Source organism: Ruegeria sp. G2 (assembly GCF_056533505.1).
The window spans coordinates 26,013-51,842 of the sequence record NZ_JBQFON010000006.1 but is presented as its reverse complement, the minus strand read 5'-3'; the positions used below and the strand labels follow the sequence as shown (position 1 = coordinate 51,842).

At 55.5% G+C, this 25,830-nt stretch carries 27 protein-coding genes; 9 read left to right on the top strand and 18 right to left on the bottom strand.

Annotation, left to right across the window (positions count from 1 at the left end; genetic code table 11):
* The first annotated feature begins 39 nt into the window (after positions 1–39).
* The 3 genes from ACR0DU_RS12340 (at position 40) to ACR0DU_RS12330 (ending at position 2,850) form a co-directional block, all read left to right on the top strand.
* Entirely contained in the window at positions 40–1,260 is a 1,221-nt protein-coding gene (locus ACR0DU_RS12340) for a flagellar hook-length control protein FliK (protein ID WP_480874937.1), read from the top strand.
* 3 nt (positions 1,261–1,263) lie between these two features.
* A complete protein-coding gene (locus ACR0DU_RS12335; protein WP_480874935.1) occupies positions 1,264–1,929 on the top strand; it encodes a flagellar hook capping FlgD N-terminal domain-containing protein in 666 nt (221 codons plus the stop codon).
* Between the two features lie 147 nt (positions 1,930–2,076).
* Complete coding sequence (locus tag ACR0DU_RS12330; protein ID WP_480874933.1) at positions 2,077–2,850, top strand: phosphotransferase; 774 nt, start codon at positions 2,077–2,079, stop codon at positions 2,848–2,850.
* On the opposite strand, the gene ACR0DU_RS12325 is transcribed toward ACR0DU_RS12330, so the two are convergent.
* From ACR0DU_RS12325 to ACR0DU_RS12305, 5 genes are all read right to left on the bottom strand, one after another.
* On the bottom strand, positions 2,845–4,146 hold the full coding sequence (locus ACR0DU_RS12325; protein WP_480874931.1) for an NAD(P)/FAD-dependent oxidoreductase: 1,302 nt from the start codon (positions 4,144–4,146) through the stop codon (positions 2,845–2,847). The two genes, ACR0DU_RS12330 and ACR0DU_RS12325, sit on opposite strands and share 6 nt — an antisense overlap.
* Positions 4,143–4,961, bottom strand: coding sequence for an ABC transporter permease (locus tag ACR0DU_RS12320; RefSeq protein WP_170780872.1), 819 nt, complete (start codon positions 4,959–4,961; stop codon positions 4,143–4,145). The genes ACR0DU_RS12325 and ACR0DU_RS12320 overlap by 4 nt, the downstream gene beginning before the upstream one ends.
* On the bottom strand, positions 4,958–5,848 hold the full coding sequence (locus ACR0DU_RS12315; RefSeq protein ID WP_010440728.1) for an ABC transporter permease subunit: 891 nt from the start codon (positions 5,846–5,848) through the stop codon (positions 4,958–4,960). Before ACR0DU_RS12315 ends, ACR0DU_RS12320 begins: the two co-directional genes overlap by 4 nt.
* Positions 5,848–6,975, bottom strand: coding sequence for an ABC transporter ATP-binding protein (locus ACR0DU_RS12310; protein ID WP_480874928.1), 1,128 nt, complete (start codon positions 6,973–6,975; stop codon positions 5,848–5,850). Before ACR0DU_RS12310 ends, ACR0DU_RS12315 begins: the two co-directional genes overlap by 1 nt.
* Positions 6,976–7,045: 70 nt before the next feature.
* On the bottom strand, positions 7,046–8,131 hold the full coding sequence (locus ACR0DU_RS12305) for a polyamine ABC transporter substrate-binding protein (protein ID WP_010440724.1): 1,086 nt from the start codon (positions 8,129–8,131) through the stop codon (positions 7,046–7,048).
* A gap of 140 nt (positions 8,132–8,271) precedes the next feature.
* Here ACR0DU_RS12305 and ACR0DU_RS12300 point away from each other — a divergent pair, with 140 nt between their 5' ends.
* Complete coding sequence (locus tag ACR0DU_RS12300; RefSeq protein ID WP_170780874.1) at positions 8,272–8,955, top strand: GntR family transcriptional regulator; 684 nt, start codon at positions 8,272–8,274, stop codon at positions 8,953–8,955.
* A gap of 75 nt (positions 8,956–9,030) precedes the next feature.
* Positions 9,031–10,428, top strand: a complete 1,398-nt coding sequence (locus ACR0DU_RS12295) for an aspartate aminotransferase family protein (protein ID WP_480874925.1) — start codon at positions 9,031–9,033, stop codon at positions 10,426–10,428.
* A 39-nt stretch (positions 10,429–10,467) separates the two neighbouring features.
* Here ACR0DU_RS12295 and ACR0DU_RS12290 read toward each other — a convergent pair whose 3' ends face one another.
* Together ACR0DU_RS12290 and ACR0DU_RS12285 are read right to left on the bottom strand one after the other, a co-directional pair.
* The gene (locus ACR0DU_RS12290) at positions 10,468–11,784 is read right to left on the bottom strand and encodes a lytic murein transglycosylase (RefSeq protein ID WP_480874922.1); all 1,317 of its coding nucleotides are present in this window, start codon (positions 11,782–11,784) and stop codon (positions 10,468–10,470) included.
* Between the two features lie 70 nt (positions 11,785–11,854).
* Positions 11,855–12,562, bottom strand: a complete 708-nt coding sequence (locus ACR0DU_RS12285) for a helix-turn-helix transcriptional regulator (RefSeq protein ID WP_170703623.1) — start codon at positions 12,560–12,562, stop codon at positions 11,855–11,857.
* A gap of 22 nt (positions 12,563–12,584) precedes the next feature.
* Between ACR0DU_RS12285 and ACR0DU_RS12280 the strand changes: the two genes are divergently transcribed.
* Both ACR0DU_RS12280 and ACR0DU_RS12275 read left to right on the top strand, forming a co-directional pair.
* A complete protein-coding gene (locus ACR0DU_RS12280; protein ID WP_480874919.1) occupies positions 12,585–13,343 on the top strand; it encodes a glutathione S-transferase family protein in 759 nt (252 codons plus the stop codon).
* Positions 13,340–13,726 carry a DUF1801 domain-containing protein gene (locus tag ACR0DU_RS12275; RefSeq protein ID WP_480716157.1) on the top strand — a complete coding sequence of 129 codons (387 nt, stop codon included), beginning with the start codon at positions 13,340–13,342 and terminating at the stop codon, positions 13,724–13,726. The genes ACR0DU_RS12280 and ACR0DU_RS12275 overlap by 4 nt, the downstream gene beginning before the upstream one ends.
* Here ACR0DU_RS12275 and rnr read toward each other — a convergent pair.
* The 3 genes from rnr to dapE are packed head-to-tail and all read right to left on the bottom strand — an operon-like array spanning position 13,717 to position 17,751.
* Positions 13,717–15,975, bottom strand: coding sequence for a ribonuclease R (rnr, locus tag ACR0DU_RS12270; protein WP_480874916.1), 2,259 nt, complete (start codon positions 15,973–15,975; stop codon positions 13,717–13,719). The genes ACR0DU_RS12275 and rnr overlap by 10 nt on opposite strands.
* Before the next feature lie 57 nt (positions 15,976–16,032).
* On the bottom strand, positions 16,033–16,608 hold the full coding sequence (locus ACR0DU_RS12265) for a TIGR04282 family arsenosugar biosynthesis glycosyltransferase (RefSeq protein ID WP_480874913.1): 576 nt from the start codon (positions 16,606–16,608) through the stop codon (positions 16,033–16,035).
* Positions 16,609–16,611: 3 nt separating this feature from the next.
* On the bottom strand, positions 16,612–17,751 hold the full coding sequence (gene dapE / locus ACR0DU_RS12260) for a succinyl-diaminopimelate desuccinylase (protein WP_480874911.1): 1,140 nt from the start codon (positions 17,749–17,751) through the stop codon (positions 16,612–16,614).
* Between the two features lie 207 nt (positions 17,752–17,958).
* Here dapE and ACR0DU_RS12255 point away from each other — a divergent pair, with 207 nt between their 5' ends.
* On the top strand, positions 17,959–19,017 hold the full coding sequence (locus ACR0DU_RS12255; RefSeq protein WP_010440707.1) for a transporter substrate-binding domain-containing protein: 1,059 nt from the start codon (positions 17,959–17,961) through the stop codon (positions 19,015–19,017).
* Here ACR0DU_RS12255 and ACR0DU_RS12250 read toward each other — a convergent pair.
* Genes ACR0DU_RS12250 through ACR0DU_RS12240 form a run of 3 tightly spaced genes read right to left on the bottom strand, consistent with a single transcriptional unit; the run spans position 19,014 to position 20,273 of the window.
* A complete protein-coding gene (locus tag ACR0DU_RS12250; RefSeq protein ID WP_010440705.1) occupies positions 19,014–19,358 on the bottom strand; it encodes a hypothetical protein in 345 nt (114 codons plus the stop codon). The genes ACR0DU_RS12255 and ACR0DU_RS12250 overlap by 4 nt on opposite strands.
* Before the next feature lie 37 nt (positions 19,359–19,395).
* Positions 19,396–19,989 carry a TetR/AcrR family transcriptional regulator gene (locus tag ACR0DU_RS12245; RefSeq protein WP_480874909.1) on the bottom strand — a complete coding sequence of 198 codons (594 nt, stop codon included), beginning with the start codon at positions 19,987–19,989 and terminating at the stop codon, positions 19,396–19,398.
* Between the two features lie 11 nt (positions 19,990–20,000).
* Positions 20,001–20,273 (bottom strand): hypothetical protein, encoded by a 273-nt coding sequence (locus ACR0DU_RS12240; protein WP_480874906.1) that lies wholly within the window; start codon positions 20,271–20,273, stop codon positions 20,001–20,003.
* Positions 20,274–20,377: 104 nt separating this feature from the next.
* Between ACR0DU_RS12240 and ACR0DU_RS12235 the strand changes: the two genes are divergently transcribed.
* A complete protein-coding gene (locus ACR0DU_RS12235; protein WP_480874904.1) occupies positions 20,378–21,565 on the top strand; it encodes an aromatic ring-hydroxylating oxygenase subunit alpha in 1,188 nt (395 codons plus the stop codon).
* Positions 21,566–21,620: 55 nt separating this feature from the next.
* Here the strand turns inward: ACR0DU_RS12235 and dapD are convergent, their stop codons facing one another.
* The 5 genes from dapD to ACR0DU_RS12210 all read right to left on the bottom strand — a co-directional run bounded on the left by dapD (position 21,621) and on the right by ACR0DU_RS12210 (position 25,758).
* The gene (dapD, locus tag ACR0DU_RS12230) at positions 21,621–22,448 is read right to left on the bottom strand and encodes a 2,3,4,5-tetrahydropyridine-2,6-dicarboxylate N-succinyltransferase (protein WP_480874902.1); all 828 of its coding nucleotides are present in this window, start codon (positions 22,446–22,448) and stop codon (positions 21,621–21,623) included.
* Positions 22,449–22,539: 91 nt separating this feature from the next.
* Positions 22,540–23,505, bottom strand: a complete 966-nt coding sequence (gene bioB / locus ACR0DU_RS12225) for a biotin synthase BioB (RefSeq protein WP_480874901.1) — start codon at positions 23,503–23,505, stop codon at positions 22,540–22,542.
* Positions 23,498–24,085 carry a biotin transporter BioY gene (locus ACR0DU_RS12220; RefSeq protein WP_319545469.1) on the bottom strand — a complete coding sequence of 196 codons (588 nt, stop codon included), beginning with the start codon at positions 24,083–24,085 and terminating at the stop codon, positions 23,498–23,500. Before ACR0DU_RS12220 ends, bioB begins: the two co-directional genes overlap by 8 nt.
* Positions 24,086–24,202: 117 nt before the next feature.
* Positions 24,203–24,802, bottom strand: coding sequence for a GntR family transcriptional regulator (locus ACR0DU_RS12215; protein WP_010440692.1), 600 nt, complete (start codon positions 24,800–24,802; stop codon positions 24,203–24,205).
* A 44-nt stretch (positions 24,803–24,846) separates the two neighbouring features.
* A complete protein-coding gene (locus ACR0DU_RS12210) occupies positions 24,847–25,758 on the bottom strand; it encodes a threonine/serine dehydratase (protein ID WP_480716148.1) in 912 nt (303 codons plus the stop codon).
* Between the last annotated feature and the right edge of the window lie 72 nt (positions 25,759–25,830).

The window sequence follows — 25,830 nt, the reverse complement described above, 5'->3', positions numbered from 1 at the left end:
GTCAGAGTCCGGGTCAAACAAACACAGCCGGAGCAAGAAATGTCCAACCCGCTGACCGTTTTGACGGCCTCAACCACCACAGGAGGCAAATCCGATGCCCAGCACGGGGGAGCGCGTGAGAACAAGGGAGCTCAGGCCTTTGAGGACGTCATGAACGAAGAGGCCGAGTTGAACGATCCTGAGAGCTTGCCAACAATTTCAAAACAGAAAGTCGCAGTAGAAGAACAGCCGGATGTCGAAATCAACGACTCTGTTAGAACTAATGAGGAACCACTATCCCAAAACGGTGATGAGGAGTTGCCAAATCCCGAGGCTGCGTTTCCGCAACTGTTGACGATTGCGGACAGCGAATTGCAAGCGCCGGGACAGTCGGAAATAGCGGCACCCTCGCCCGCTGTAGGACCGGTGTCTAATCAGAACATATCCACTTCACCAACCGATCAGACAAATAGGTCGACAACAATAGGTTCGACCACCCCGGCAGCGTCCGAAATCCCGGCAGCGCCGGAACAAAAATCCGATAAAGTTGAAAAACGGGTGCTCACACGGACGCTAGGTCCGTACGGGATCAGCCCGAATTCGAATGCACGCCCAATTCAGTCTGGAAATTCGGCCGAAGTCGGCATCCGCCCGGATTTAGACACACCGATCGCGTCGGTACTTAAAGCGGTCTCGCAGCAGCAAACAGCTAGCGCCACTAGTGTTCTGATATCGACCCAAGCCACAAAAATAACTTCCGCAGATGCAATCCGCGAACCCGTAACAGACTACGAGATTCTCGATATGCCGACACTAAAGGAAGCGACATCTGTGCCCATCCAGCGGGAAACCATGGGCACAACACCATTGATACCCCATCGCGCCGAATATGCCCGCGCCATTGCGGGCCAATTAGCAGCCGTCATCTCAGCAAGGCCTGGAGCTCAGGGCGTAGACATCGCCCTCAACCCCGAGGAACTGGGCCGCGTCTCGATCACATTAACCAACCGTGAAGATGGGTTGCATCTGATGATCATGACGGAACGGCCAGAAACGCTTGATTTGATGCGGCGGCACATCGCGCTGTTATCCGCTGAATTCGATAAACTTGGATACCAAGGTATGTCACTTGATCTGGGCCTGTCCGGTAACACAGCAGAGCAAGAAAAAGATCCCGAGGCGCAGCAGTTCTCTGACACACCGGAGCTCGCTGTTGATGAGACTCATACTCCACCAATAGTTCAATCCGGCCCGCGTGGTGGCCTTGATGTGAGGCTTTAAGCGATGATCACCCCGTCGAGTTCAACCGCAAACCCAATCGCCACCTCAGGTGTACCCAGCAACGCGCAACGTTCTGCTCTGTCGTCGGATTTCGAGACATTCCTGCGCATGCTGACGGCACAGGCACGAAACCAGGATCCGCTGGAACCATTGGACTCATCAGAATATGCCTCGCAGCTCGCGCAGTTTTCGATGGTCGAGCAACAGGTCAAGGCAAATGAACTTTTATCTGGTCTGGCTTTGACGTTGGGATCGGTCAATCTAAACCAGCTTGCCAGTTGGGTTGGTATGGATGTTCAAGTTGCCACACCATTTCAGTTTGAAAATCAGCCCGTTACGCTCTTTGCCAGTGCAGCTCCTGATGCAACCAGAGCTGAACTGATCATCCGCAACACGCAGGGCGACGTGGTCGACCGAATTACCGTGCCCGTCAATGAAACCGAATTCGAATGGCACGGTGTTGACAGTACCGGCACCGCGTTTCTGGCAGGGAGCTACTCTGCGACTCTCGCGAGCTTTAGTGGAGACAAACTGCTAACTGAAACTCCCACTGCCGCCTTTGGCCGTGTTGTTGAGGCCCACGTGGGTGACGGCGCGGTCATGTTAAAGCTCGAAAGCGGGGCAGAAGTATCTGCGGATGAGGTTACTCAAATCCGAACAGGTGCTTGATCTGTTGGGCGGCGCAGGTCAAAGCTTGGCAAAATCGACTCGCTGCTCAATCTGGTAACTTCCCTGTCTGACCAAATCCCACCTCCGCCAAAGCTGGTTGCCCAGCTACATTCTCAAGGGCTGATTGATGTTCGAGCCCAATTCCAGGTGCTGTACGGTGGGCGTACAAATCAGGTGTGGAAGGTACTGTCGGATCACAGCGACGCGGTCCTCAAGCTGTATCGCGCACCGTTTCAGAATCCGTTGTTTCGCAACGACGCTAGACTTGAGGCGAACTGCTTGCGCGCACTCAACAGCACCGGCTTCGTGCCCAATCTTCGGGCAACCGGGTCTTTCGAGAAGGCGAGCTGGGTTTATTACGATCATGCACCAGGCAATCCATGGCGCGAAGGCGTCGAAAACGTCGCGGTTCTGCTGAGGCGACTCCACAGTCTATCGATAAATCTGGACCTCCCCACTGGCTGCAATGGCAGCGAGGATCTGAGATGCCATGCTGAGCAAATCTTGCGCAGTTGCCAGAACGCTGAGGCGCAGCGGCTGATCGCGTTGAAACCGCGGGGGCAAATACCACCTCTTGCCGAACGATGTCTTATCCATGGTGACCCGGTGGCGGGCAACATTCTGCAATCATCAGCCGGGCTGACACTCATCGACTGGCAATGTCCGGCCTCGGGTGACCCATGTGAAGACTTGGCGATATTTTTATCGCCCGCGATGCAGCATCTTTATCGCGGTGCACCTCTGTCGGAGGCGGAGGTAGCGAGCTTTCTAACCGCCTATGATCGGCACCAAGTTACTGCGCGATACTTATCTCTGCGCTCTTGGTATGGCTGGCGAATGGCGGCATATTGTCTGTGGCGGGTCGAAAACGGATCACCTGAATATGTTCGGGCCTTTGAATTGGAAATCCAAGCCTTATAGATCTGCAAGCCCAAGCAATGCATAGGCTGGCGGCATTAAGGCACGGCGCCATCTTCCCAATGGAAAACGAGCTGGCGGTTGCTTGATCGGCAAAGGGAGCTCGCTTGGTTGCCCGAGGACCATCCGGGCGAGGGCTCGGCCACAATATGTCCCCATAGCAACGCCGTTGCCGTGATATGCAAAGCCCGCAAACAACCCGGCTTGATCCGGAACCGGACCCGCAAATGGCACGAGGGCGCGGGACAGGCAGACCATACCGGACCAGATATGCGTAACGTCAACTGAGGCCCACGCAGGAAACAAGTATCTGAAATCCTGCAACGCCTTTTGCCGAATGCGCGATTCGGCACGGGGTGACGACATCAATCCCCCACGCATTCCGAACAGAAACCGCCTATCGGGCATCAACCGGAAATAATGCAGCAGGTTGCGCGTGTCATATGCGATCTGATCCGAAGTCCAGCCTTGAGCCTGTAATTCGTCTTGGGTCAGAACGCGTGTGACAAAAGCCGTCGATTGCGTCGGCATATAGCGCGCAGCCATCCATTGGGGTAAATCCTCGCTGGAATACCCATTTGTGCAGGTTAGCACGTTCGAAGCCTGAACATGACCGGTGGGTGTATGCAGATCAAAGCCTTGCGCGGTTTTGCATATCTTCTGAACCGGGCTGTGTTGGTACAACTTTGCACCCTCAGCCTGCGCTGCGCTGGCCAAACCAAAAAGGTACTTACGAGGGTTCAAACCAAAGCCGATAGGCGTTGTGTATCCGCCAAAGAACGCGCCTCCCAACCCTAAATCTGCCAGTTCATGCTGCTCATGCAGCTGGCCTTCTGAGGCGACGCTTTGACGTAGTCGTGCCATCGCTCGCTTGGAATGGGCCAGTTGAGTTTCACCCCGCGAGTGCCTGTCCGCATCGATTTCATGACGCGCCAGAAGATCGGCAACCAACGACACTGCGTCTTTTTCAGCCTGAAAATATGCTGCTGCCTCAATTGCACCGTAACGACGTCTGAGAGTGGCTTCACTGAGCTTCGAACCACCCAGACAGCAGAATCCTCCGTTTCGCCCTGATGCGCCCCAGCCCGGAGAGTTCGCCTCGAACACAGCAACCGATACGCCCTCTTTCGCTAAATGCAGCGCTGCAGATAGGCCCGTGAACCCACCGCCGATTATGGCAACATCGACCTTCAGCTCTCCTTGGTGCTTAGGCCAATCAGGTGCCGCGATCGTCTCGTCCCACCAGCATCCTGAACGAGGGGCCGCACTGTAGGCGTAATCCGAAAAGATTCGCTTCATTCGGTGCGCGCCGCGGCTTGTTCATCCTGCTTTTGCCGCATCATCGCGCGTTTGGTCACCAATGATGCGGTGATGACACCCACCGTTACCACAGCGATCATAAGCGTCGACAACGCGTTGATTTCTGGACTGACACCCAGACGCACAGCCGAGAAAATCTTAATGGGAAGTGTCGTGGCGGATGGTCCTGAGGTGAAGGACGCAATGACTAGATCATCAAGCGACAAGGTAAACGCCAACAACCAGCCGGAAACAACGGCGGGCGCAATGATCGGCAACGTCACTAGACGAAAAGCCTGCGCCGGCGAGCACCCCAAATCCAGCGCGGCCTCTTCCAGCGACCGATCAAATGTAACAAGGCGCGAAGAGACGACAACCGAAACGAAGCACATGGAAAATGTCGTATGAGCCAGAACGATGGTTAGAATCCCCCGATCCAACCCGATCCCGATGAACAACAGCAGCAGAGACAGGCCCGTTATCACCTCTGGCATCACCAGAGGGGCGTAGATCATCCCCGAAAATAGCGTTCGTCCAAAAAACCGCCCGCCACGCACCAAAACATATGCCGCTGCCGTGCCAAGGATCGTCGCCAAAGTCGACGAGAACACAGCAACCCGCAGTGTAACCCATGCCGCGTCAAGGAACGCCTCGTTCTGAACCAGCTCTCCGTACCATTTGGTTGAAAACCCTGCCCAGACGGTGACAAGTTTGCTTTCGTTGAAACTGAAGATGATCAGGATGATCATTGGGATATACAGGAACGCGAACCCCAACGTCAGCGACACCGTGTTGAACCAGCTGAGTCTGCTCATTGTTCAGCCTCCGTCTGCTTTTGCTGGTTGCGCTGGAACAGCACGATCGGAATCACAAGGATCAGTAGCAAAACCACGGCAACCGCACTAGCGACCGGCCAGTCGCGGTTCGAGAAAAACTCTTCCCAAAGAACCTTACCGATCATCAGAGTTCCGGAGCCACCCAGAAGCGACGGGATCACGAACTCACCAATCACCGGGATCATCACAAGAAAACAACCCGCGATGATACCCGGACGTGACAGAGGGATTGTGATCAACCAGAAAGCCTGCATGCGCGAACACCCAAGGTCTTCGGCGGCTTCGATCAGCGACCCGTCCATACGTTCTAGAGACGAGTAAATCGGCAGAATCATGAAGGGCAAATAAGTGTAGACGATGCCAATATAGACCGCCGTATTGGTGTTAAGAATGGTCAGCGGGGTTGAGATAATGCCCGTCCACAGCAGCAGTTGGTTCAGATAGCCCTCATTGCTGAGAATGCCCATCCACGCGTAGACCCGGATCAGGAATGACGTCCAGAAGGGCAAGATGACTAACATCATGAATGTGGGCCGCCATTCTTCAGGCGCGCGCGCCATCGCGTAGGCGATCGGGTAGCCGACAATCAGCGTAAGAATTGTTGAAATCAGGGCGATTTTGACGCTGGAAAGGTAAGCTTTCCAGTATAGATCGTCCTCGGTCAGCCAAACGAAATTCTCAAGATCAAGCTGGCTGAAGAAGTTCTTAATGCCTGTCCAGCCCTCAGAGAAATCCAATGTCGGCGTGTAAGGTGGAATGGCCAGCGCGGTGTCCGAAAGTGAGATTTTCAGAACGATAAAGAACGGCACCAGAAACAGCGCCAGAAGCCAGACATAGGGAATGGCGATCAGAACAGCGCGACGCATCAGTTTTCCAACAAGACTGCGGCAGTCGCTGTCCAGGACAGCCAGACCGGGTCTTCCCAAGTAAACGAGCGGCGCGAGATACGACGGGTATTCGCCGTTTGTGCTTTGATGATCGTGCCGTCTGGCAGCTCAACATGATAGGTCGACAGGTTGCCCAGATAAGCGATGTCATGCACCTTGCCCTGGATCGCATTGATCGCATCTGTGGGGCGCTCGGCTGAAATGGCGACTTTCTCGGGACGGATCGCCAGATGGCAGCCCTGCCCATCGGACAATTGGGTTGCAGTTGAGGCTGTGAGCGGAGGTTGCCCCTCGGCCCAATCAATCCGATAGTTTTCATCCCCTTGTGCCGTGGCGCGCCCTTCGATGATGTTCACGTCGCCAATAAAATCTGCGACATAGACGGAATTCGGTGTCTCATAGATGCGATCGGGTGTCGCCACTTGCATCAATTTTCCCTGATCCATGACAGCCACTCGGCTGGCAACGGTCATCGCCTCTTCCTGGTCGTGAGTCACGATGACAAAGGTCGTGCCGGTCTTTTCCTGAATATCCATCAACTCGAACTGGGTATCTTGACGCAGCTTCTTATCCAGCGCCCCCAAGGGTTCGTCGAGTAAAAGCAGTTTTGGCGCCTTGGCCAATGACCGGGCCAGCGCCACGCGTTGGCGTTGACCGCCCGAGATCTGATGCGGCTTACGGCGCGCAAACTGCTCAAGGCGGGTCAGGCGCAGCATCTCTTCAACTCGTTCTTCCAGATCGCGCTTGGGCATGTTGTCCCGACGCAGACCAAAAGCGATATTGTCCCAGATGCTCAGATGAGGGAACAGGGCGTAAGACTGAAACATCATGTTCACCGCCCGCTTATTGGGCGGGATCGGATCGATATCCTGACCCCCAAGAAGGATATGGCCATCGGTCGGAGTTTCAAAACCGGCCAGCATCCGCATCATCGTGGTCTTTCCGCAGCCCGACGGCCCAAGCAGAGCAAAGAACTCACGCTCATAGATATCCAGCGAAAGGTTATCGATTGCGGTGAATGCGCCAAATCGTTTGGTGACGTTCTGGAACTGGATCAAGGGTTTCGCCTGCGGGTCGTTCCACGGCGCAAAGACTTCAGTGTTCAAAGTGGCCCCCGGTAATCGGTCAGGATAAATATGGCGCAAGGCAGTTTGTCTGCCTTGCGCATCAATCAGATCAGGTGCCTGATTTCACCTTGGTCCAGAGACGAGTCACCACCCGCTGGGTTTTTGCCGGATAAGGCGTGGTGATATAGAGATTCTGCATCGTCGTATCATCCGGATAGATCGCCGGATCTCCGATTACGTCCTCTTCCAGGAACTCTTGCGAAGCCTTGTTACCGTTGGCGTAGTAAACATAGTTCGACGCGGCAGCCATGTTGTTGGCATCCAGAATAAAGTCCAGAAACTTGTGTGCACCTTCCGGATTTGGTGCATCAACAGGTATCGCCATCTGGTCAAACCACATCAGCGAGCCTTCCGCGAATGGATGGTATTCGATGACCACACCATTTTCTGCCTCATCGGCACGATCCCGAGCTTGCAGAATGTCCCCTGACCAACCGACGGCCACACAGATATCACCGTTGGCAAGCGCATTGATGTATTCCGAGCTGTGGAACTTCTGCACATATGGACGCACGCCGGTCAGAACCTCTTCGGTTTTCGCAATGACGTCCGTGTCATGGCTATCCGGGTCCTCGCCGATATATTGCAGCACCATCGGAATGATCTCGGCGGGTGCATCCAGGAAATGGACACCGCACGAGGCCAGCTTTTCCATGTTTTCAGGCTTCAGCACCAGATCCATGCTGTTGAGCGCAACATCGTCGCCCAGAACTTCTTTGACCTTGTCAACATTCAAGCCGATGCCGGTGGTTCCCCACATGTAGTTGATCGAATAAGCGTTGTTGGGGTCATACCCTGCGGTGCGCTCCTGAATCACATCCCACAGGTTTCCTGCATTCGATAGTTTGGCTGCGTCGAGTTCCTGGAACGCGCCCGCTTGAATCTGGCGTTGTAAAAACGTTCCCGAAGGCACAACCACATCATAACCTGACCCACCGGCCAGCATTTTGGTTTCCAGAACCTCATTGCTATCAAACACGTCATAGATCAGGGTCAGGCCTGTCTCTTCTTCGAATTTGCTCAGCAATTCCTCGTCAATATAGTCGGACCAGTTATAGACACGCACTTCCTCGGCAAAAGCGGCCGAAGTCCCCAATGCGACGATCGCTGTCATCCCCAGCGTTTTTAGTTTCATAGTCTTCTCCCTGCGATTATGCGGCTATTTTCACTTTTTTTTGGATTTGATCAAGTTTTGCGTTTTGCAGCGGTTTCACCTATGGTCGGAACAGGTGTAAATTCAGACAAGATAGAAATGCGCGGATTGAGGTAAACCATTTGGATTTGATCAAAAATAAGGCGAGCACACAGCCGGATGATGAAGAAAAACGCCCTGCGCATGAACAGGTCTATCGCACTCTGAAATCGCAGATCCTGTTTGGTGATCTTGTGCCAGGACAGCCGGTAACGATTCAGGGTCTGACTGATTCGTTGGGCGTAGGCATGACCCCGGTGCGCGAGGCGATACGACGCCTAATTTCTGACGGCGCCCTAATCTTTCAAGGCAACCGACGGGTCAGCGTACCCTTATTATCTGCCAATGATATCGAACAGATGATTTTTGCAAGAATATCAATAGAAACAGAGCTTTCAAGGCGTACCACCAGGAACATTTCGTCGACCGAAATTGACCATCTGGAGAAGCTGGATCAACGGCTCGACCTCATGATTACAGATGGGGATGTTGGCGGATATCTGCGATTAAACCACGCCTTTCATCAAGCACTGTATTCGCATGCCGATGCCCCGATTCTGGTCGACCTGGCCGAACGTCTGTGGTTGAGATTCGGCCCTTCATTGCGGATTGTTTGCGGTCGATTCGGCACCCAAAGCCTACCCGATAGACATAAGGATATCATCGTCGCACTGCGCAATAAGGATGCGGAGAAGGCTGCTTTGGCAACGGCACAGGACATTGAGCAAGGTATGGGAATGATGGGCGATGCCCTGCCCGGCACCTAGAATGCAGCGATTCGATTGACAGTGTAAAATTTGATCATATTCTGTCCTGCAATCACGCTTGCAGGAGAATCGCCGATGTCCACTATCACCAATCACATGCCCACCGCCGAATTGCAGGCGCTGGATGCGGCGCATCACATTCACCCGTTCTCGGCAAATGGATCGCTGGGTGAGGAAGGCGCACGTGTAATCACCCGCGCCAACGGCGTGTATCTGACCGACAGCGAAGGTGAAGAGATTCTGGATGCCATGGCCGGGCTCTGGTGCGTCAATATCGGCTATGGCCGCGATGAACTGGCCGACGCCGCCGCCCGTCAAATGCGCGAACTGCCGTATTACAACACGTTCTTCAAAACGACCCACATCCCGGCTATCGCACTGGCCGCCAAGCTTGCTGAACTTGCACCCGGTGATCTGAACCACGTGTTCTTCGCCGCTGGCGGGTCCGAGGCCAATGATACCAATATCCGTCTGGTTCGCACCTATTGGGCTGAGAAAGGTCAGCCGGACAAGAATATCATCATCAGCCGCAAGAATGCCTATCACGGTTCTTCGGTTGGATCCGCATCGCTGGGTGGTATGGCCGGAATGCATGCGCAAGGCGGCATCCCGATTCCAAATATTCACCACATTAACCAACCAAACTGGTGGGCCGAAGGTGATGACCTCGCCCCTGAAGAGTTTGGCCTCGCCCGCGCGCGCGAATTGGAAGAGGCCATTCTAGAGCTTGGTGAAAACCGAGTCGCAGCCTTCATCGCCGAGCCAGTGCAGGGAGCGGGTGGTGTTATCGTTGCGCCAGACACTTACTGGCCGGAAATCCAACGTATTTGCGACAAATACGATATCCTGTTGATCGCAGATGAGGTGATTTGCGGGTTTGGTCGGACTGGGAATTGGTTCGGGTCACAAACTGTCGGCATCAGACCACACATCATGACCATCGCCAAAGGCCTCAGCTCGGGCTACGCGCCTATCGGTGGGTCTATCGTAAATGATGAAATCGCCGAAGTTATCGGCAACACCGAATTCAACCACGGTTATACATATTCCGGCCATCCCGTTGCTGCTGCGGTTGCGCTGGAAAACCTGCGCATTCTGGAAGAAGAAGGAATTGTGGATCATGTCCGCGATGTCGCGGCCCCCTATCTGAAGAAGAAATGGGAGGCACTGGTTGATCACCCATTGGTCGGCGAAGCTAAGATCGTTGGAATGATGGCGTCAATCGCGCTGACACCGGATAAATCCAGCCGCGCCAAATTTGCGTCTGAACCCGGCACGATTGGGTATATCTGTCGCGACCGCTGCTTTGCGAACAACCTGATCATGCGCCACGTGGGCGACCGGATGATCATCTCGCCACCCCTGATCCTGACGCCTGAGGACATCGATGAGATGTTTGTGCGCATTAACAAATCGCTGGACGAAGCATTGGAAGAAATCAACAACAGGGGATTGATGAAATCCGCGTCCTAATCACGATTAAAGGGCGGCCCATTTGGTCCGCCCTTACCTTCAACGCATCCGCTCCAGCAGACTGAGCGACGGGTACCCGTCCGGAACCAGCCCTTGAGCGACCTGGAACGCTCGGACCGCATTGATCGTATTCGGACCGGTGCGACCATCAATCCCTTGAGTGTCAAACCCAGCCTGCGTCAACCGACGCTGCAACTCTTTCTTTTCGGTAAAACTCAGCACGCGATCTCCACGTGGCCATTCGGCTTGAAACGGAGCACCGCCTGCAAGCCGGTCAGACAGATGCCCAATCCCGATCACATAAGCATCGGCACCATTGTATGCCTCGATCACCTTGAAATTATCGAAAATCATCAGAGCAACACCACGGCCACCCGCTGGCAACAAAATTGCAGCTTTTCCATAGTCGGGCACCACCTGGCCTGAGTGCGCCAGAACTCCTCGGGCCGCCCATTCTGACGGCATCAGTGTAACGTCTCGTCTTGCATCTGCATAATCAAAGCCGGATGGTAACTTGACCTCTACCCCCCATGGTTGGCCTTTGGTCCATCCATGCTTTGCCAGATAGGCGGCGGCTGACGCCAGAGCATCAGTTGGATCATCCGACCAGATATCGCGCCGCCCATCGCCATCGAAATCTACTGCGTGATCCAGAAATGAGGTCGGCATGAACTGCGTGTGCCCCATCGCTCCGGCCCAACTGCCGACCATATTCACAGCATCCACGTCCCCGGACTGCAGGATCTGAAGGGCCGCGATAAGCTGGGATTCAAAGAAACTCGCCCGCCGTGCATCAAAGGCCAGTGTCGCGAGCGATCTGATAGTTTGCTTGCCACCCCGATAGGTTCCGAACGAGGTTTCGAGCCCCCAAATAGCGGTGACAACCTCTTTTTCAACGCCATATTGCGCCTCTATCCGCGTCAGATTTTCCCGATGCCGGTCCAAGCCCGCGCGTCCATTCGAAATCCGCGTTTTTGAAACTGCCGAATCCAGATACTCCCAGATCGGTTTTGAAAACTCAGCCTGATTGCGATCTCGTTTGATGATGTCGCTGTCATAGGTCACCCCGGCCAATGCTCGGTCCAGCGTCCGGGCCGAGATTCCTTGAGCGCGGGCCCGCTCGCGAAACGCTCCAAGCCAAGCCTGAAAGCGCGCGTTCCCTTCGGCAGATACGCGATAATGTTCGACCTCAGGACGCAATACTGGCCTTACCGAAACCATCACGTCTGCCGAAGCCAGTTGAATATTGTCGACCAATGGTCGGGCCAGAGGCCGTATTGATTTATCTGTTGTATCCGCCTGCACGATGGATGCCCATAATGCGGCGGTCATGACGCCACCTACGCACTTACGCATTCCGATTTTTCCTGATTACTGCTCAGGTTCAATGATAGCGCACAATCGGTATTTTTCAAAATGTAGAAAATTAGCTTTCCTGTTCCTGTGCCTCGCGTTCAGCACGAATACGGGCAATCGCCTCTCGCAGTAACGACACGCGCTTGGGGCGGAAGCTTTCGTCGGACACGTCCATGTCTTGCATACGGTCCAGCCGGAAAACGCGAAAGTCCTCGCGCAAGTGACACCAGCTGAGCAGAACACTGGCGCGATCCATGTAGACGATACTCAGTGGATTGACCCGACGCCGCGTTCCCACGCCCTTGGCATCGGTATAGGCAAACTCAACCGCGCGTTCGTCCCATGCTGCTTGGCGCAGGACTGCAACATCAATTGTTGGCACCGCTGGCCTGTCAAACCGCGTGGCAGTCAGAACAGCATGACTTAGTCGGTGGGATTGGCGCTGCGGCAACCGGCCCTGCAGCTTTCGCAAGGCCTCGCTTGCCGCATCAGACAGCGCCGGATCACCGATCAACTGCACCTCTCGTAGACCTAATACCAATGCTTCAAGCTCGTCATTGGTAAAACCCAGTGGTGGCAAAGTTGCATCTTCGATCAGGGTAAACCCAAACCCGGCCTCGCCGTCTATTACGGCCCCCAGAGCACGCAAAGCATCGATGTCCCGATGTATTGTACGCGGTGAAACGCCCAAATCCTGTGCCAGCTGGACCGACGTTCTGGGTGATGGGCCAGAACGCAGGGCTTGCATCAACTGAAACAGGCGAGCGGTACGAGACATACTGCACACTAACCTAAACCTAATGTCAGAAACTGTCATTAGTCAGGCGTATCCCTCGGACATCCCAATTATGGAGCTGATGATGCTGACCCTTCTTACTTTCCCCTCTGCGTTCGGCCTGTTCAGTGCCAGCCCGTTCTGTGTGAAAACCGCCCTGATGCTTCAACGGGCAGGACAGCGCTGGCGGCGGTCCGACCTTTTGGACCCCCGCAAGATGCCGCATCAGAAACTGCCGGTTCTGCGCACACCCGAGCGCCTGATCCCCGACAGCGACTTGATCCGCGAGTGGCTCGAGTCTCAGGGTGCAGATTTCGATGCCGGTTTGAATGGCCTGCAAAAAGCCCAATCCCGTACTCTAATCCGCATGGCCGAGGAACATCTTTACTTCCATGTCGTCCAGGATCGTTGGGCCAATGATGAGGTCTGGCCAATCCTGCGCGATACGTTCTTCACAGTCATTCCAGCACTGATCCGCAAGCCGGTCTCGAACTCGATCCGTAAATCCGTTGTCAAAGGGTTGGCCTTTCAGGGTGTTTCCCGATTCTCACCCGCAGAACGACAGGACCGGCTAGAGCGCGACCTTGAAGCTATCTCAACCTATCTTTGGCAATCGCCCTACCTGATGGGAGAGGAACCAACCTCGGCGGACATGAGCGTCGGTCCAATGCTGGCGGCGATGCGCGCGACACCGTCCGACACCCCCCTGACCCGCCGGATCAAACAGGATAAACTGCTCAACAGCTATATCGATCGAATGGAACAGGCGATCCCATTGTCATGACACCCTTTGAGGATGCAAAAGTCGCCGCAGCTTACGGGGCGATGCCAGAAGAAACTCGCGCAGGAGCACTTATGCTGCGCGAGTTGATTTTCGAAACTGCGGCCTCGCTAGCGCAGGCTCAGCCGCTGGAAGAGGCGTTGCGGTGGGGGCAGCCAGCCTATTTGGCACCCAAGGGATCAACGATCCGACTGGGCGGACACAAAGCCGCTCGGTTTGCGTTGTTCGTGCACTGCCAGAGCAGACTGATGGGGGATTTTACTTCTGCTTTTCCCAATGAGGATCACATCGATGGCAATCGCGCCATCCTATTCGATGCGCCCGATCAGATCGACCCCACACGCCACGGCTGGCTGATTGCGCGCGCGTTAACCTATCATCTCTGACGGCGTTTGCGTTCGACCTTGCGCTTGATTTTGTCCTTCTTGCGCTTGGTGCTGACCGCCTTGCGCCGCGACCCGCGTTTGGTTGGACCGCGTCCTCGTGGCAGGGCTTGATCATCGATAGAGAGCAGTTCCAATTCCAATCCGCCGGTTACAGGCGTTGCCTCGGTCAGCCGCACGGTGACACGCTGACCAATGGCAATAATCAGGCCGGTATCCGAACCCATCAGCGTCCCGGCTTCACGGTCAAAATGAAAGAACTCACGCCCTAGCGAGCGCACGGGCACCAAACCGTCCGCTCCGGTCTCGTCCATCTTCACGAAGGCCCCGAAACGCGCGATGCCGCTGATACGGCCGGTGAACTCATTGCCGACCCGCTCGCTGAGATAGGCCGCCAGATAACGATCAGTCGTATCGCGCTCGGCCATCATGGATCGGCGCTCGGTATCCGAGATATGCGTGGCTGTTTCCTCCAACCGCGCGATTTCCTCCTCGGTCAGCCCGTCCTTGCCCCAGCCATGGGCCGTGATCAGCGCGCGGTGCACGATCAGGTCCGCATAGCGGCGGATGGGTGAGGTGAAATGTGCATAATTCCGCAGAGCCAGTCCGAAATGTCCAAAGTTTTCAGGGTTGTAATAGGCCTGTGCCATTGACCGTAAAGTGGTTAGGTTGATCAGCTCGGCATCTTCGGTATCCGCGGCAGCATTCAGCAGCGCGTTCAGGTGGCGGGTCTGCAACACCTGCCCTTTGGCCAGATTCAAACCTGCTGCTTGCGCCGTCTCTCTCAGGCTTTCCAGCTTCTCAGGTGCGGGCTCTTCGTGGACGCGGAACAACAGCGGGCGGCGTTTGGCGATCAGGGTCTCGGCGGCAGCGACATTGGCGAGGATCATGAATTCCTCTATCAGCTTATGCGCATCCAGCCGGTCACGGAACGCAACGCTTGTGACCTCGCCCGCGTCGCTCAGAACGATCTTGCGTTCAGGCAAGTCCAGTTCCAGCGGCTGGCGCTCCGCCCGCGCTTTTTTCAATGCGGCATAGGCGGCATAGAGCGGTTTCAGAACGGTTTCCAGCAACGGCCCGGTGCGGTCGTTCGGGTTGCCATCGATCGCTTCCTGCACCTCGGTATAGTTCAGCGAAGCGGCTGAACGCATCAGACCCCTTACAAAGCGGTGGCCGATCTTACTACCCTCGGCATCAATCTGCATCCGAACCGCGATACAGGCGCGCGGCACGCCTTCGTGCAGGGAACACAGATTACCGGACAGGCGATCCGGCAGCATCGGCACTACGCGGTCGGGGAAGTAACTGGAATTGCCCCGCTTGCGCGCCTCGCGATCCAGCGCCGTACCGGGTGTCACATAGGCGGCCACATCGGCGATGGCGACCCAAATCACATGGCCACCTTTATTCTTTGGGTCATCGTCTGCGTGCGCATAACAGGCGTCGTCATGGTCCCGTGCATCCGCAGGATCGATGGTCAGCAAGGGCATATCCCGCAGGTCTTCGCGCCCTTTCAGGCCAACAGGTTTGGACTTGTCGGCTTCTTCAATCACCTTGTCCGGGAAATCGTCAGGAATGCCATGTTGGTGGATGGCGATCAATGAGACAGCCTTGGGCGCGGTCGGATCGCCAAGCCGTTCAACAATGCGCGCGCGTGGCAGGCCCATGCGGTTCTTGGGTCCGGCCTGCTCGGCCTCGACCAACTCCCCGTCCTTAGCGCCCAGAACGGCCCCGTCCTCGACCAGCCATTCGGTGGAACCAGCCTTGTCGATAGGTACGATCCGGCCACCCTCGGCCCCTTTGCGGAAGATACCCACGATCTTGCGCGGGTTGGTGCCGATACGGCGGATCAGGCGTGCCTCGTAATTGTGGTCTTCCTCGTGCACGACGGTCAGGCGGGCCAGAATGCGGTCACCCTCGCCCAATGCCGGATCGCTGGCGCGGGTGATGAGCAGAATGATGGGCTCGACTCCCTCACCGTGCCATTCCAACGGACGCGCAAACAGGTCGCCATCCGCGTTCGGAGCCTTGACCTGCAACACGCTGACCGGCGGCAAACGATCCGGATCACGATAGCTACGCTTGCGCTTTTCCAGATGCCCTTCGGCCTCAAGCTCTTTCAGGATGCGCTTCAGGTCGATCCGATCTGCGCCCTTGATGCCAAAGGCCTTGGCGATATCACGTTTCGAGGTCAGGGTAGGGTTCGCCGAGATCCAGTCGAGGACCTCTTGCTTGGTCGGAATGCGTGTCATGAGTTTGGCCTAGCACGGGCATGCGACCGCGTCATGACCAAAAAGCGGCCTGTCGGGTCAGCCGTGCAGATCGGCCACGGTATCCACATCGCGAAGGTGATCCAGCAACGTCACTCGACGTCCATTTACCGAAGCCAGCGTGTCGGCCAAAGCGTTCTCAGTCGACCAGCGCACGTTGTTGAACATCCCTGACGGCAACGCGCTATAACGCTGCGCACCGACCAACCAATAGCCCCCGTCAGGGGCTGGCCCGAACACGATTTCAGCCCGGCCCAATGCGCCGAAGGCCCGCGCGATGTGTCCGCGTGTAATCCCCGGAATATCTGCACCGATCAAACATACTGGCCCATCGGGGGCACCGCGCAGCATCCGCCCCATACGATCACCGAGATTTCCGCGCCCTTGCGGCTTACGCGGCAGATCGACTGGCCAGACACGGCTGTTCATCCCCTCCCGATCCGGAGAAACCGCCAGAACAATCTGCCAGCGCGGATCGCGCAGGCGTCGGACAAGTGACCGCGTTTGATGTCGAAACCACCAAGCCGCACCGACCATGCCAATATCGCGTCCCAGACGAGTCTTCACCCGCCCCGGACGTGGCTCTTTCACCATGATGACCAAAGTCTTTTGCATCAATCAGGCGAAATAATCCGACAGAATACGCGCGTATATTGCCTTGAGCTGATGAATTTGTGCCACCTCAACGCACTCATCAACCTGATGCATCGTGCGCCCGACCAGCCCGAATTCGACCACTGGGCAATGGTTCTTGATGAACCGGGCATCCGATGTGCCGCCAGTGGTTGAAAGCTCGGGGCAGATATTGGTTTCTGCCTCAACGGCGCGCGCTACCAGATCCGAAAGCCGACCCGGAGGAGTCAGAAAGCTCTCACCTGAGATTTTGATCTTGGTTTCGATTTCAACTCCAAACGCCTTGGCAACTGATTCAGCCTCGGATTTCAACCAGTCGCTCAGGCTGACGCCCGAGTGCAGGTCATTGAACCGAATGTTCACTGTTCCAGAGCATTGCGCCGGGATGACGTTCGTCGCTGGATTGCCCGTATCGATCGTCACCACGGCCAATGTTGAGGCATCAAAGTGGTCGGTCCCCTGATCCAGCTCGCGACTGGCCAGCCGATCCATCAACCGCGCCATTGCTGGCAATGGGTTATTCGCCCGGTGCGGATAAGCAGAATGCCCCTGCACCCCGGTCACGATAAACCAAGCTGACATTGAGCCGCGCCGACCGATCTTCATCATTTCACCCATCTTATTCGGACAGGTTGGTTCCCCTACTAGACAGACCGACATCCGCTCATCCGTCGCATCCATGTGATCCAGTAGAGCGACGGTGCCATCCAGTGCGTCACCCTCCTCATCCCCTGTAATTGTCAGGATCACCGCACCATCCGGAGGCGTATTGCGCACAAAATCAATGGCTGCTGCGGCAAAGGCCGCCACGCCCGATTTCATGTCCGTCGCACCACGGCCATACATCACTCCATCACGAATTTCTGCTCCGAACGGGGGCGCAGTCCAAGCGGCCTCATCACCCACCGGAACAACATCCGTGTGGCCGTTGAAGCCAAAGCTGCGAGCGTGTCCTTTCTTGCCCCAACGCGCAAATAGGTTGCTGACGCCTCCGCGATCCACACGGGTGCATTCAAAACCTGCATCCGCAAGTTCACGTTGCAATAAAACCAGCGCGCCGCCCTCTTCGGGTGTGACCGAAGGGCAACGGATCAGATTTGCGGTCAGCTCAACTGGATCGGTCATAACGGGCCTCTTGTTCTGATGGATGCCGGTGTTCGTGCACAGATTCAACGAATTGCCCGGCTTGCCAACCCCGAATAGTCAGATTTCCAATCCAAAATCCAAAGACTTCGATTTTAGCACCCCAACAAAACGTGAGCCTTGACCCTGCGGCTGCCTTGCCGCGCTGCCCTGAACTAGGTTAGAGGGCCGCGAAACAGGTGATTCCAAATGAAGCGCGTCTTCTTCGCATTGATCTGCCTGACTTTCGCGACTCTCGCGCAGCAAAGCCAGGCTCAGACCCTCACGGTTACAACTGTGACCCGCCCTCCGTTCTCGTTTGTCGAGGACGGGGTCCAGACCGGTTTCTCGATGGACCTGCTGGCGGCGTTATCTGAGTCGCTGGGCTGGGAGTATTCGATCAACCGGGTCGAGAGCTTTGGCGAAATGCTGGGGGCCGTTCAAGACGGGTCAGCCGATCTGGCCATTGCGAATATTTCAATCACCGCCATGCGTGAAACCCGAATGGATTTCACCCAGCCCATCTTTGAAGCCGGGCTACAGATCATGGTTCCGTCCGAGGCAGCGCGCCAACCGTCTTTACTGCACGCCCTGCTGTCGCGCGAGCTGTTCATCGCAATTGGTCTGGCCTTTGCCATTCTTCTGGGGGGCGGCATGCTGATGTGGAGTTTCGAGAAACGCGCGCAGCCCTATTTTGACCGGAAACTGAATGAGGCTTGGTTCCCTTCCTTCTGGTGGGCGCTCAACCTCGTGGTTAATGGCGGATTTGAAGAGCGGATGCCCCGCACGCCTTTTGGGCGCATTCTGGGGGTTGTGCTGGTGGTTTCCTCGCTGTTCATCGTATCGGTGTTTACCGCCCGGATCACATCGGTGATGACTGTAGATGCGATCACCGGCAGCGTGAATTCGGTTAATGACCTCTATGGCAAGCAAGTCGGAACCATCTCTGATTCAACAGCAGCCAACTTTCTGAACCGCCGCGAGATCGAGTTCACGGGCTATGCCGACCTTCAGGACATGCTGGCTGCGTTCAAAGACAAGGATCTGGATGCAGTCGTATTCGATGCGCCAATTCTGTCCTATTACGCCAGTCATGAGGGTCGAAGAACGGCAAGTATGACCGGCGGGATTTTCCTACGCGAAAATTATGGCATCGCCTTCCCAACCGGATCGCCTTTGGTTGAAGACGTCAACCAGGCGCTTCTCTCTCTTCGCGAAGACGGTACCTATGATGAAATCTACCGCAAATGGTTCGGAGCGCGGAACTAAGCCGGGCTCTCGTCTCCAAAGAATGGCGTCATCTGTGCAACTATGACGGCGTTTTCGTCCAGCGCCCGCTGCATCAATGCCCGCTCATCCGGATCGATATCGTGCCCCTGCGCTTCTCGCTCGGCAAGCGTGCCGTAACCGGTGACATCCAGTGGAGCGGTATCGGCCTGTTTTAAAATCGCCACCGTTTCACGCACGGCTTCTGCCTCATCCACACCGCTGGCAAAGCACATCAGCGCGGCTCCGGTTGCGTCTTTTGGCAAACCATCTCCATCCTTCCGGCCAATCTGAACCAGAAGAGTATAGACTTGCTGACGCGAGGGTTTCTTTTGCTTCTGCATAAGGCCCGCAATACGCTGAGCCAGAGTGTGGGTCAACTCAGGTCCGACCGCTCTGGCAGGCCGCTTCCAGCAAAACCAATGCGGCTGCCCGCTGCCTGTCGCGCCAACCTTCCTTTGGAACCAAGGGCATTACCGCATCTGTATTGAAGTAAATCGCTGTGATCCCTGCAGCCGCGACATCCACAAGATTCGGATCAGCGCTTGTATTCTCAGCACTGATCTCAGCAGCGATACGATCTTCAAACTCGTATACGAAGCGCAACAGGGGTTGGCGAATTTCTTTGTGTCGCTCCGAGGCCGCTACCAAAGCCGCAAAAACGGCGGCGCTTTCAGAAGAATAATCAACGCGTCCAAACAACGCTTCGATCAAAGCATCAATGCGCCCTGTTGCTGGCAACATATCGAAAAAGGTTTTGGTCCGCATAGCAAAATCACTCAGGACATGGTCCAGCAGGCGCTGGATCATTTCTTCGCGATTGCCAAGGTAGTGACGAAGCAGAGGCCGCGCGATCCCCGCTTCTTCGGAGATACGGGCGAGTGTTGAGCCATCCAATCCATACCGTGCGACACATCTGGTAAATGCGCTCAGTATTTCCTTCGTACGGACATCTTTCAAACTGGTTCTGGGCATGAGTTAATCATTCAGGCGGTCTGAGTGGGGAAAATGTCCGTCAGGATGTAAAGTACTCCGAAGCCGAACCACATCGCCGTTAGCACCCAGAACAAAACCGGGTTCTCTCTGCGCTCAATAGCTTCAACAAGAAAGGCCTGCCCTGATCGAATTGCCAGAACTCCCCAGTACACAAAAACCACACCCCAGATCGCATATACCCCCGCCAGTGTTGATGCCAGCAGCACCAGCACAGCCGCGATAGTCATCCATTTGTGATGCCTTAGGCTTTTTCCAGGTTTCATCTGCCCGCCTTATCCTTCGGTCGAAATCTTGAAATTGGATACTGGACAAATCGCTTTATTGTCAATAATGACAATTATCATTTTTGACAATCTAAGGAAGTGACATGCAAGCCCCGGCATCGCTACCCGACAAACCGAAAAACCGACTACCGCGAGAAGCCTATGTTTCAGAGGATTGGTTTCAGGTTGAACAAGCACATATCTTCAGCCGCTGCTGGACCTTTGCCGGTGTGACAATGGATTTTCCTGAACCCGGAGATTTTCGCACGATCAAAGCCGGAGCAAATTCCGTAATTGTCATCAAAGGCGCCGATGGTGAGTTACGCGGGTTTCACAATCTTTGCCGCCATCGTGGTACAGAACTTCTGGAAGGATGCGGCAATGCAGGCAAAACCATTGTCTGCCCCTATCACAACTGGGTCTATAATCTGGACGGTGCTTTGCGCGGAGTTCCTGCCCAGCGTGAGTGCTTTCCTGATCTCGACAAGAAATCCAATGCTCTTTTTGGGGCGGCTGTGGGCGTATTTCGCAATCTTGTTTTCGTTAATCCTGACCCGGATGCGGATTTTGACAACTGGCTGAGCGGGCTGGATCAGATTTCCTGGCCGCATGATCTGAACTCGACCGAGCTGCAGGAAAATCCCGACAACGTGGTTTATGAAATCGAGTGCAATTGGAAGGTCTTCTTCGAGAACGCAATTGATGGCTATCATCTTGCCTATCTGCACAAAGACACGCTGGGAGGGCCGACCCATGACAAAAACCTGTGGGAGGTGTTTGGTCAAAATATGATTTGGTGGTCGACCGAGCGCGAAGGTGTGAAACACAGGATTCCGCAATTCGTTGAAAACTCCGCCAAAGGTTCAGGTTTGAAAACCGTTAAAAATGCTGAAACCCCGGGGTATGGCGGGGTCTACATGCTGTTCCCAACCACGATCCTAACGCCCAATCCCTGGGGATTCTCGATTTCAACGATGGAACCCATAAGCGCAAACAGGATGCGATTAAGGGTGCGGAACTGGTCTCCGAAGGGCTGGTTTACTTACACGCACCGCGCGGCTGACATTCCTGGGTACGATGCCGAAACAGGGCTGATCAAATCCTCGCACTGGACCAAACACCCGCTGGAAACGGGCGATTTCCAAACCGAAGATGTCTGGGTTTGCGAAAAGATGCAAAAATCCATGCAATCTCCGCGCTTCGAAGTGGGCGCTCTCGCCAAAGGCGCTGGCGGCGAGGCCGCAATAGATTTCTTTCAACAGACAGTGCTGGGGTTGATACCCAAGCAATAATAGATTTGGCCGCAACATCTGCTCTGCGGCCAAATCTTAAATAAACAGCTCAGGATCAGTCGCGCAGCAGATCGTTGATCCCGGTTTTCGAGCGCGTCTTTTCATCAACGCGTTTCACGATGACCGCGCAATACAGGCTGACATTGTTTTTTGACGGCATCGAACCCGCGACGACCACCGAATAGGGCGGGACCTCGCCATACATAACCTCACCGGTTTCGCGATCGACAATCTTGGTCGACTTTCCAATGAATACGCCCATGCCCAGAACCGAGCCTTCGCGGACAATACAGCCTTCAACAACCTCGGAACGGGCACCGATAAAGCAGCTATCTTCGATGATGGTGGGACCAGCCTGCATTGGCTCCAGCACTCCGCCGATGCCAACACCGCCCGACAGGTGCACATTCTTTCCGATCTGTGCGCAAGAACCGACCGTTGCCCAGGTATCGACCATGGTGCCTTCGTCCACATAAGCACCCAGGTTCACAAATGACGGCATCAACACCGCACCGGGTGCAATATAGGCTGACTTGCGCACGACGCAGTTGGGCACCGCCCGGAAACCTGCAGCGCGCCACTGGTTCTCATCCCAACCGGCGAACTTGCTGTCGACCTTGTCCCACCAGCCACCGGCTTGCGGGCCGCCATTTTGGATCTCCATATCCTTGATGCGGAACCCCAGAAGAACGGCCTTCTTAGCCCACTGGTTTACGTGCCAGTTGCCATCTGCCTGCTTTTCGGCAACGCGCAATGAACCGCTGTCCAACGCATTCAGAGTATCCTCGATGGCCTCACGCTGCTCGCCCGTCGTGGCCGGTGTGATCGTATCACGCATGTCCCAGGCGGCTTCGATGGCGGCTTCCAGTTGCGCGTTTGACATAGGCGTCTCCCTAGAGAATCTGTTCACGTTGATGTGGCCTATACGCAAGGTGGAACCATGGCGCAATGCGACGCAAGCAACCCTACATGCGTCAATCTTCTGCTATTGCGCCAAGAAGTGTAAACATGTTCCTGTCATTTTGTGTTCCAGCATTGGGTGCGGTCAGCAAAACATCTCCGTAGAAAACCGAGTTTGCGCCAGCGAGAAAACACAATGCCTGCTCTGCGGTCGAAAAGTCAGACCGGCCCGCCGACAGGCGTACGCGGGTTGCTGGCATGGTGATACGTGCGGTCGCAACCATGCGCACCAGATCGAAGATGCTCACCTTCTCTCGATGCTCCAGCGGAGTACCCTTAATCGGGATCAGAGCATTGATCGGAACGCTTTCGGGATGTGGGTCAAAACTCGCTAGAACCTGCAATAGTGAAGCACGATCCCGCAGACTTTCACCCATGCCGATGATACCTCCACAACACAGATCGATACCTTCGTCACGGCAATAGCTGAGTGTTTCCAACCGATCCTGATAGGTGCGCGTCCCGATGATCTCACCATAGAATTCCGGCGAGGTGTCAAGGTTGTGATTGTAGGCGGTTAGTCCCGCGTCGGCGAGCCGTTGGGCCTGATGCGGCTTCAACATACCCAGTGTCACGCAAGCTTCCATCCCCAAATTGCGAACGCCCCGAACCATTTCCAGAACATTGTCGAATTCTTCCCCATCCCGCACTTGGCGCCACGCGGCACCCATGCAGAACCGCTCGGCCCCGGCATCCCTGGCCCGTTTAGCTAGCGAGACCACATGCCCGGGGTCCATCAGTTTTTCCTTGGTCAGTTCAACCTCGCGGTGATGCGCGGATTGAGGGCAATAGGCACAGTCTTCCGGGCAGCTGCCGGTTTTGATCGATAGCAGGCTGGCCTTCTGAATGTCTTCCGGGTCATGATACGTCCGATGGATGGTATTTGCACGGCCAACCAGATCCAGCAACGGGAGGCGCAGTAGCGCCTCCACCTCATCCACGGTCCAGTTGCTGCGGATGTCCTGTCCTGTATCAAGCATCCGCTTGCGACCCGCGGATTTTCTGCATCAAACCCGTTGGCAGGCCAATCACGATAACGGCCGCCAACGCGATCTTTACGAGATCACCTACGATAAACGGGCTGAAACCGTAAACCAGCACTTTGTCCGCAGGTACAAACTGGGCCAGCCACCCCAGACCCAGAGCGTATATCGCTACAAGTCCAGCTAACATGGCCGGGACCAAAAACAGCTTGCGCAGATTATCCGCCACCCATCCGACGATGGCCGAGGCAAAAACGAAGCCCAGCAGATAGCCACCAGTGCCGCCCATCATATAGGCCAGTCCGATGCCTTTTTCGGGTGTCCCGGCAAAAACCGGCAGACCGACGGCTCCAGCCACCATGTAGCCAATCACAGTTGCGGATCCGAGGCGCATCCCGAAAGCTGCAGAAATCGCCATGACGGCAGCGACCTGCAGGGTCATCGGCACCGGCCAAAATGGCACTTGGACTTTTGCGCTGGCTGTCAGCAGAAGGATGCCCATCACGACACGGATGATCTGTCCCGCCGGGCTGAGCGCACCGGTAGTCGGCAAGGCGGATCGCAGCATGGTTTTCATTGTACTTCCTTTTATAGATAATTATTTACCAGTTGACTCATGATCATCATTTTTATCTATTAAAAATCAAGTGAAATCTTCAGCGGTGAAAAATAGCACTTAACTGCCTGAAAGAATTCAATTTGCGCGGCGAATATGGCGCACCAGAATCGATGTCGCCGCTGACACATCTTTGCTTTTTAACGCCTGAATTATGGCCGCGTGATCCGTATCGATCCGCTGCATCCATTTTGGTCGCCAGTGCGCGAACAGATGCCGCGCGCTGGCAATATGCAGATCATCAATCGCATGCAACAGGCGAGGTAGGCCGCATGGCGTCAGGATAGCTCGGTGAAAGATTCTGTTCCGCGCTTCCCATTGCGGCATACTGTCAGCCTCATCGCAGTCTTTTCGCGCCCGATCAGCTACTTTCAGTGCGGTTGGGGTCATGTTTTGCGCTGAATGCTGCAATGCCAGAGATTCAAGCGCGACACGCATTTCGATCACCTCACGCACTTCGGCGGGGTCCAAGGCAGTGACACGCATGCCCTTTCGCGGCTCGCTTTTGGCCAATCCATGTGCCTCAAGCCGCAGCAGCGCTTCGCGCACCGGCACATGGCTGGTTTCAAAGTCGCGCGCGATATGGTCCTGACGCAACTTCTCACCGGCGGCAAGGTCTCCAGTTATGATCTTCTGGCTCAGCGCTTGATATATCGTGTCGGCAATGGTCGCAGTCATAAATTATAGATAAAATTCACAACGTGTTTCCACAAGCAGTTAATTCAATCAGCCAGGGGGTCCGGCGCAATATTCCCACCGCAGATAAGAACCGCAACCCGCTCATCTGGTTCGGGCTGATATGCACCTGAGATCAGCGCAGCCATGGCTGCCGCCCCAGCTGGCTCCACCAAAATTCGATGAGCTTGCCACAATGTCTGCTGGGCCTGCGCTATCGCCTCATCGGGAACCAAAACCGAAGTCATCCCCTGTGCCAGACCGAAGCAGATATCGCCAATTCGACGTGCGCCTAACGCATTCGCTGCAATGCCTGAGACCGAAACATCAACCGGCTCACCTTCAGCCAAGGCAGCATTCAGCGCGCAGGAGGTTTCCGGCTCGACAGCCACAACCTTGCGCGCACCCTGAAACCAAGCCAGCGCCCCAGCAATCAGGCCGCCGCCACCGACAGCAACCAGAACTGTATCTGCCTGCAAACCCTGCGCGTCCCATTCAGCAAAACACGTCCCTTGCCCGGCAACAGTTGCGGGCGCGTCATAGGCGTGGATTTGCATTGCACCAGATTCAACCTCATGTGCCTGAGCCATGGTCAAAGCGTTGGCATATTCCCCCGGAACCACGCTCAGATCGGCTCCGATCCGTTCGATCAGGGAAATCTTCGACGGTCCTGCAAGCTCGGGCACAAAAATCTTCGCCGGATGACCTAACGCATGCGCCGCATAAGCCGCAGCCGCTCCATGGTTGCCACCCGATGCCGCCACCACGCCCGCCGAAGGAACATCCATGCTGAGCAAAGTGTTGAACGCGCCGCGCGCTTTGAAGCTGCCAGTGTGTTGCATATGCTCCAGCTTCAACTCGACCGGATAACCCAGCGCATTGCTCTGCATCACAGGTGTGATTTGTGCATGTCCGGCAATGCGATCCCGCGCTGCCAATATTTCACTTTTCCAATCCATTCTTGTCTTTCCGTGACTGGCACTCTTCCCGCGAACCCTATAGCTGTTTTGGAAACACGCAAGCAGGGAACC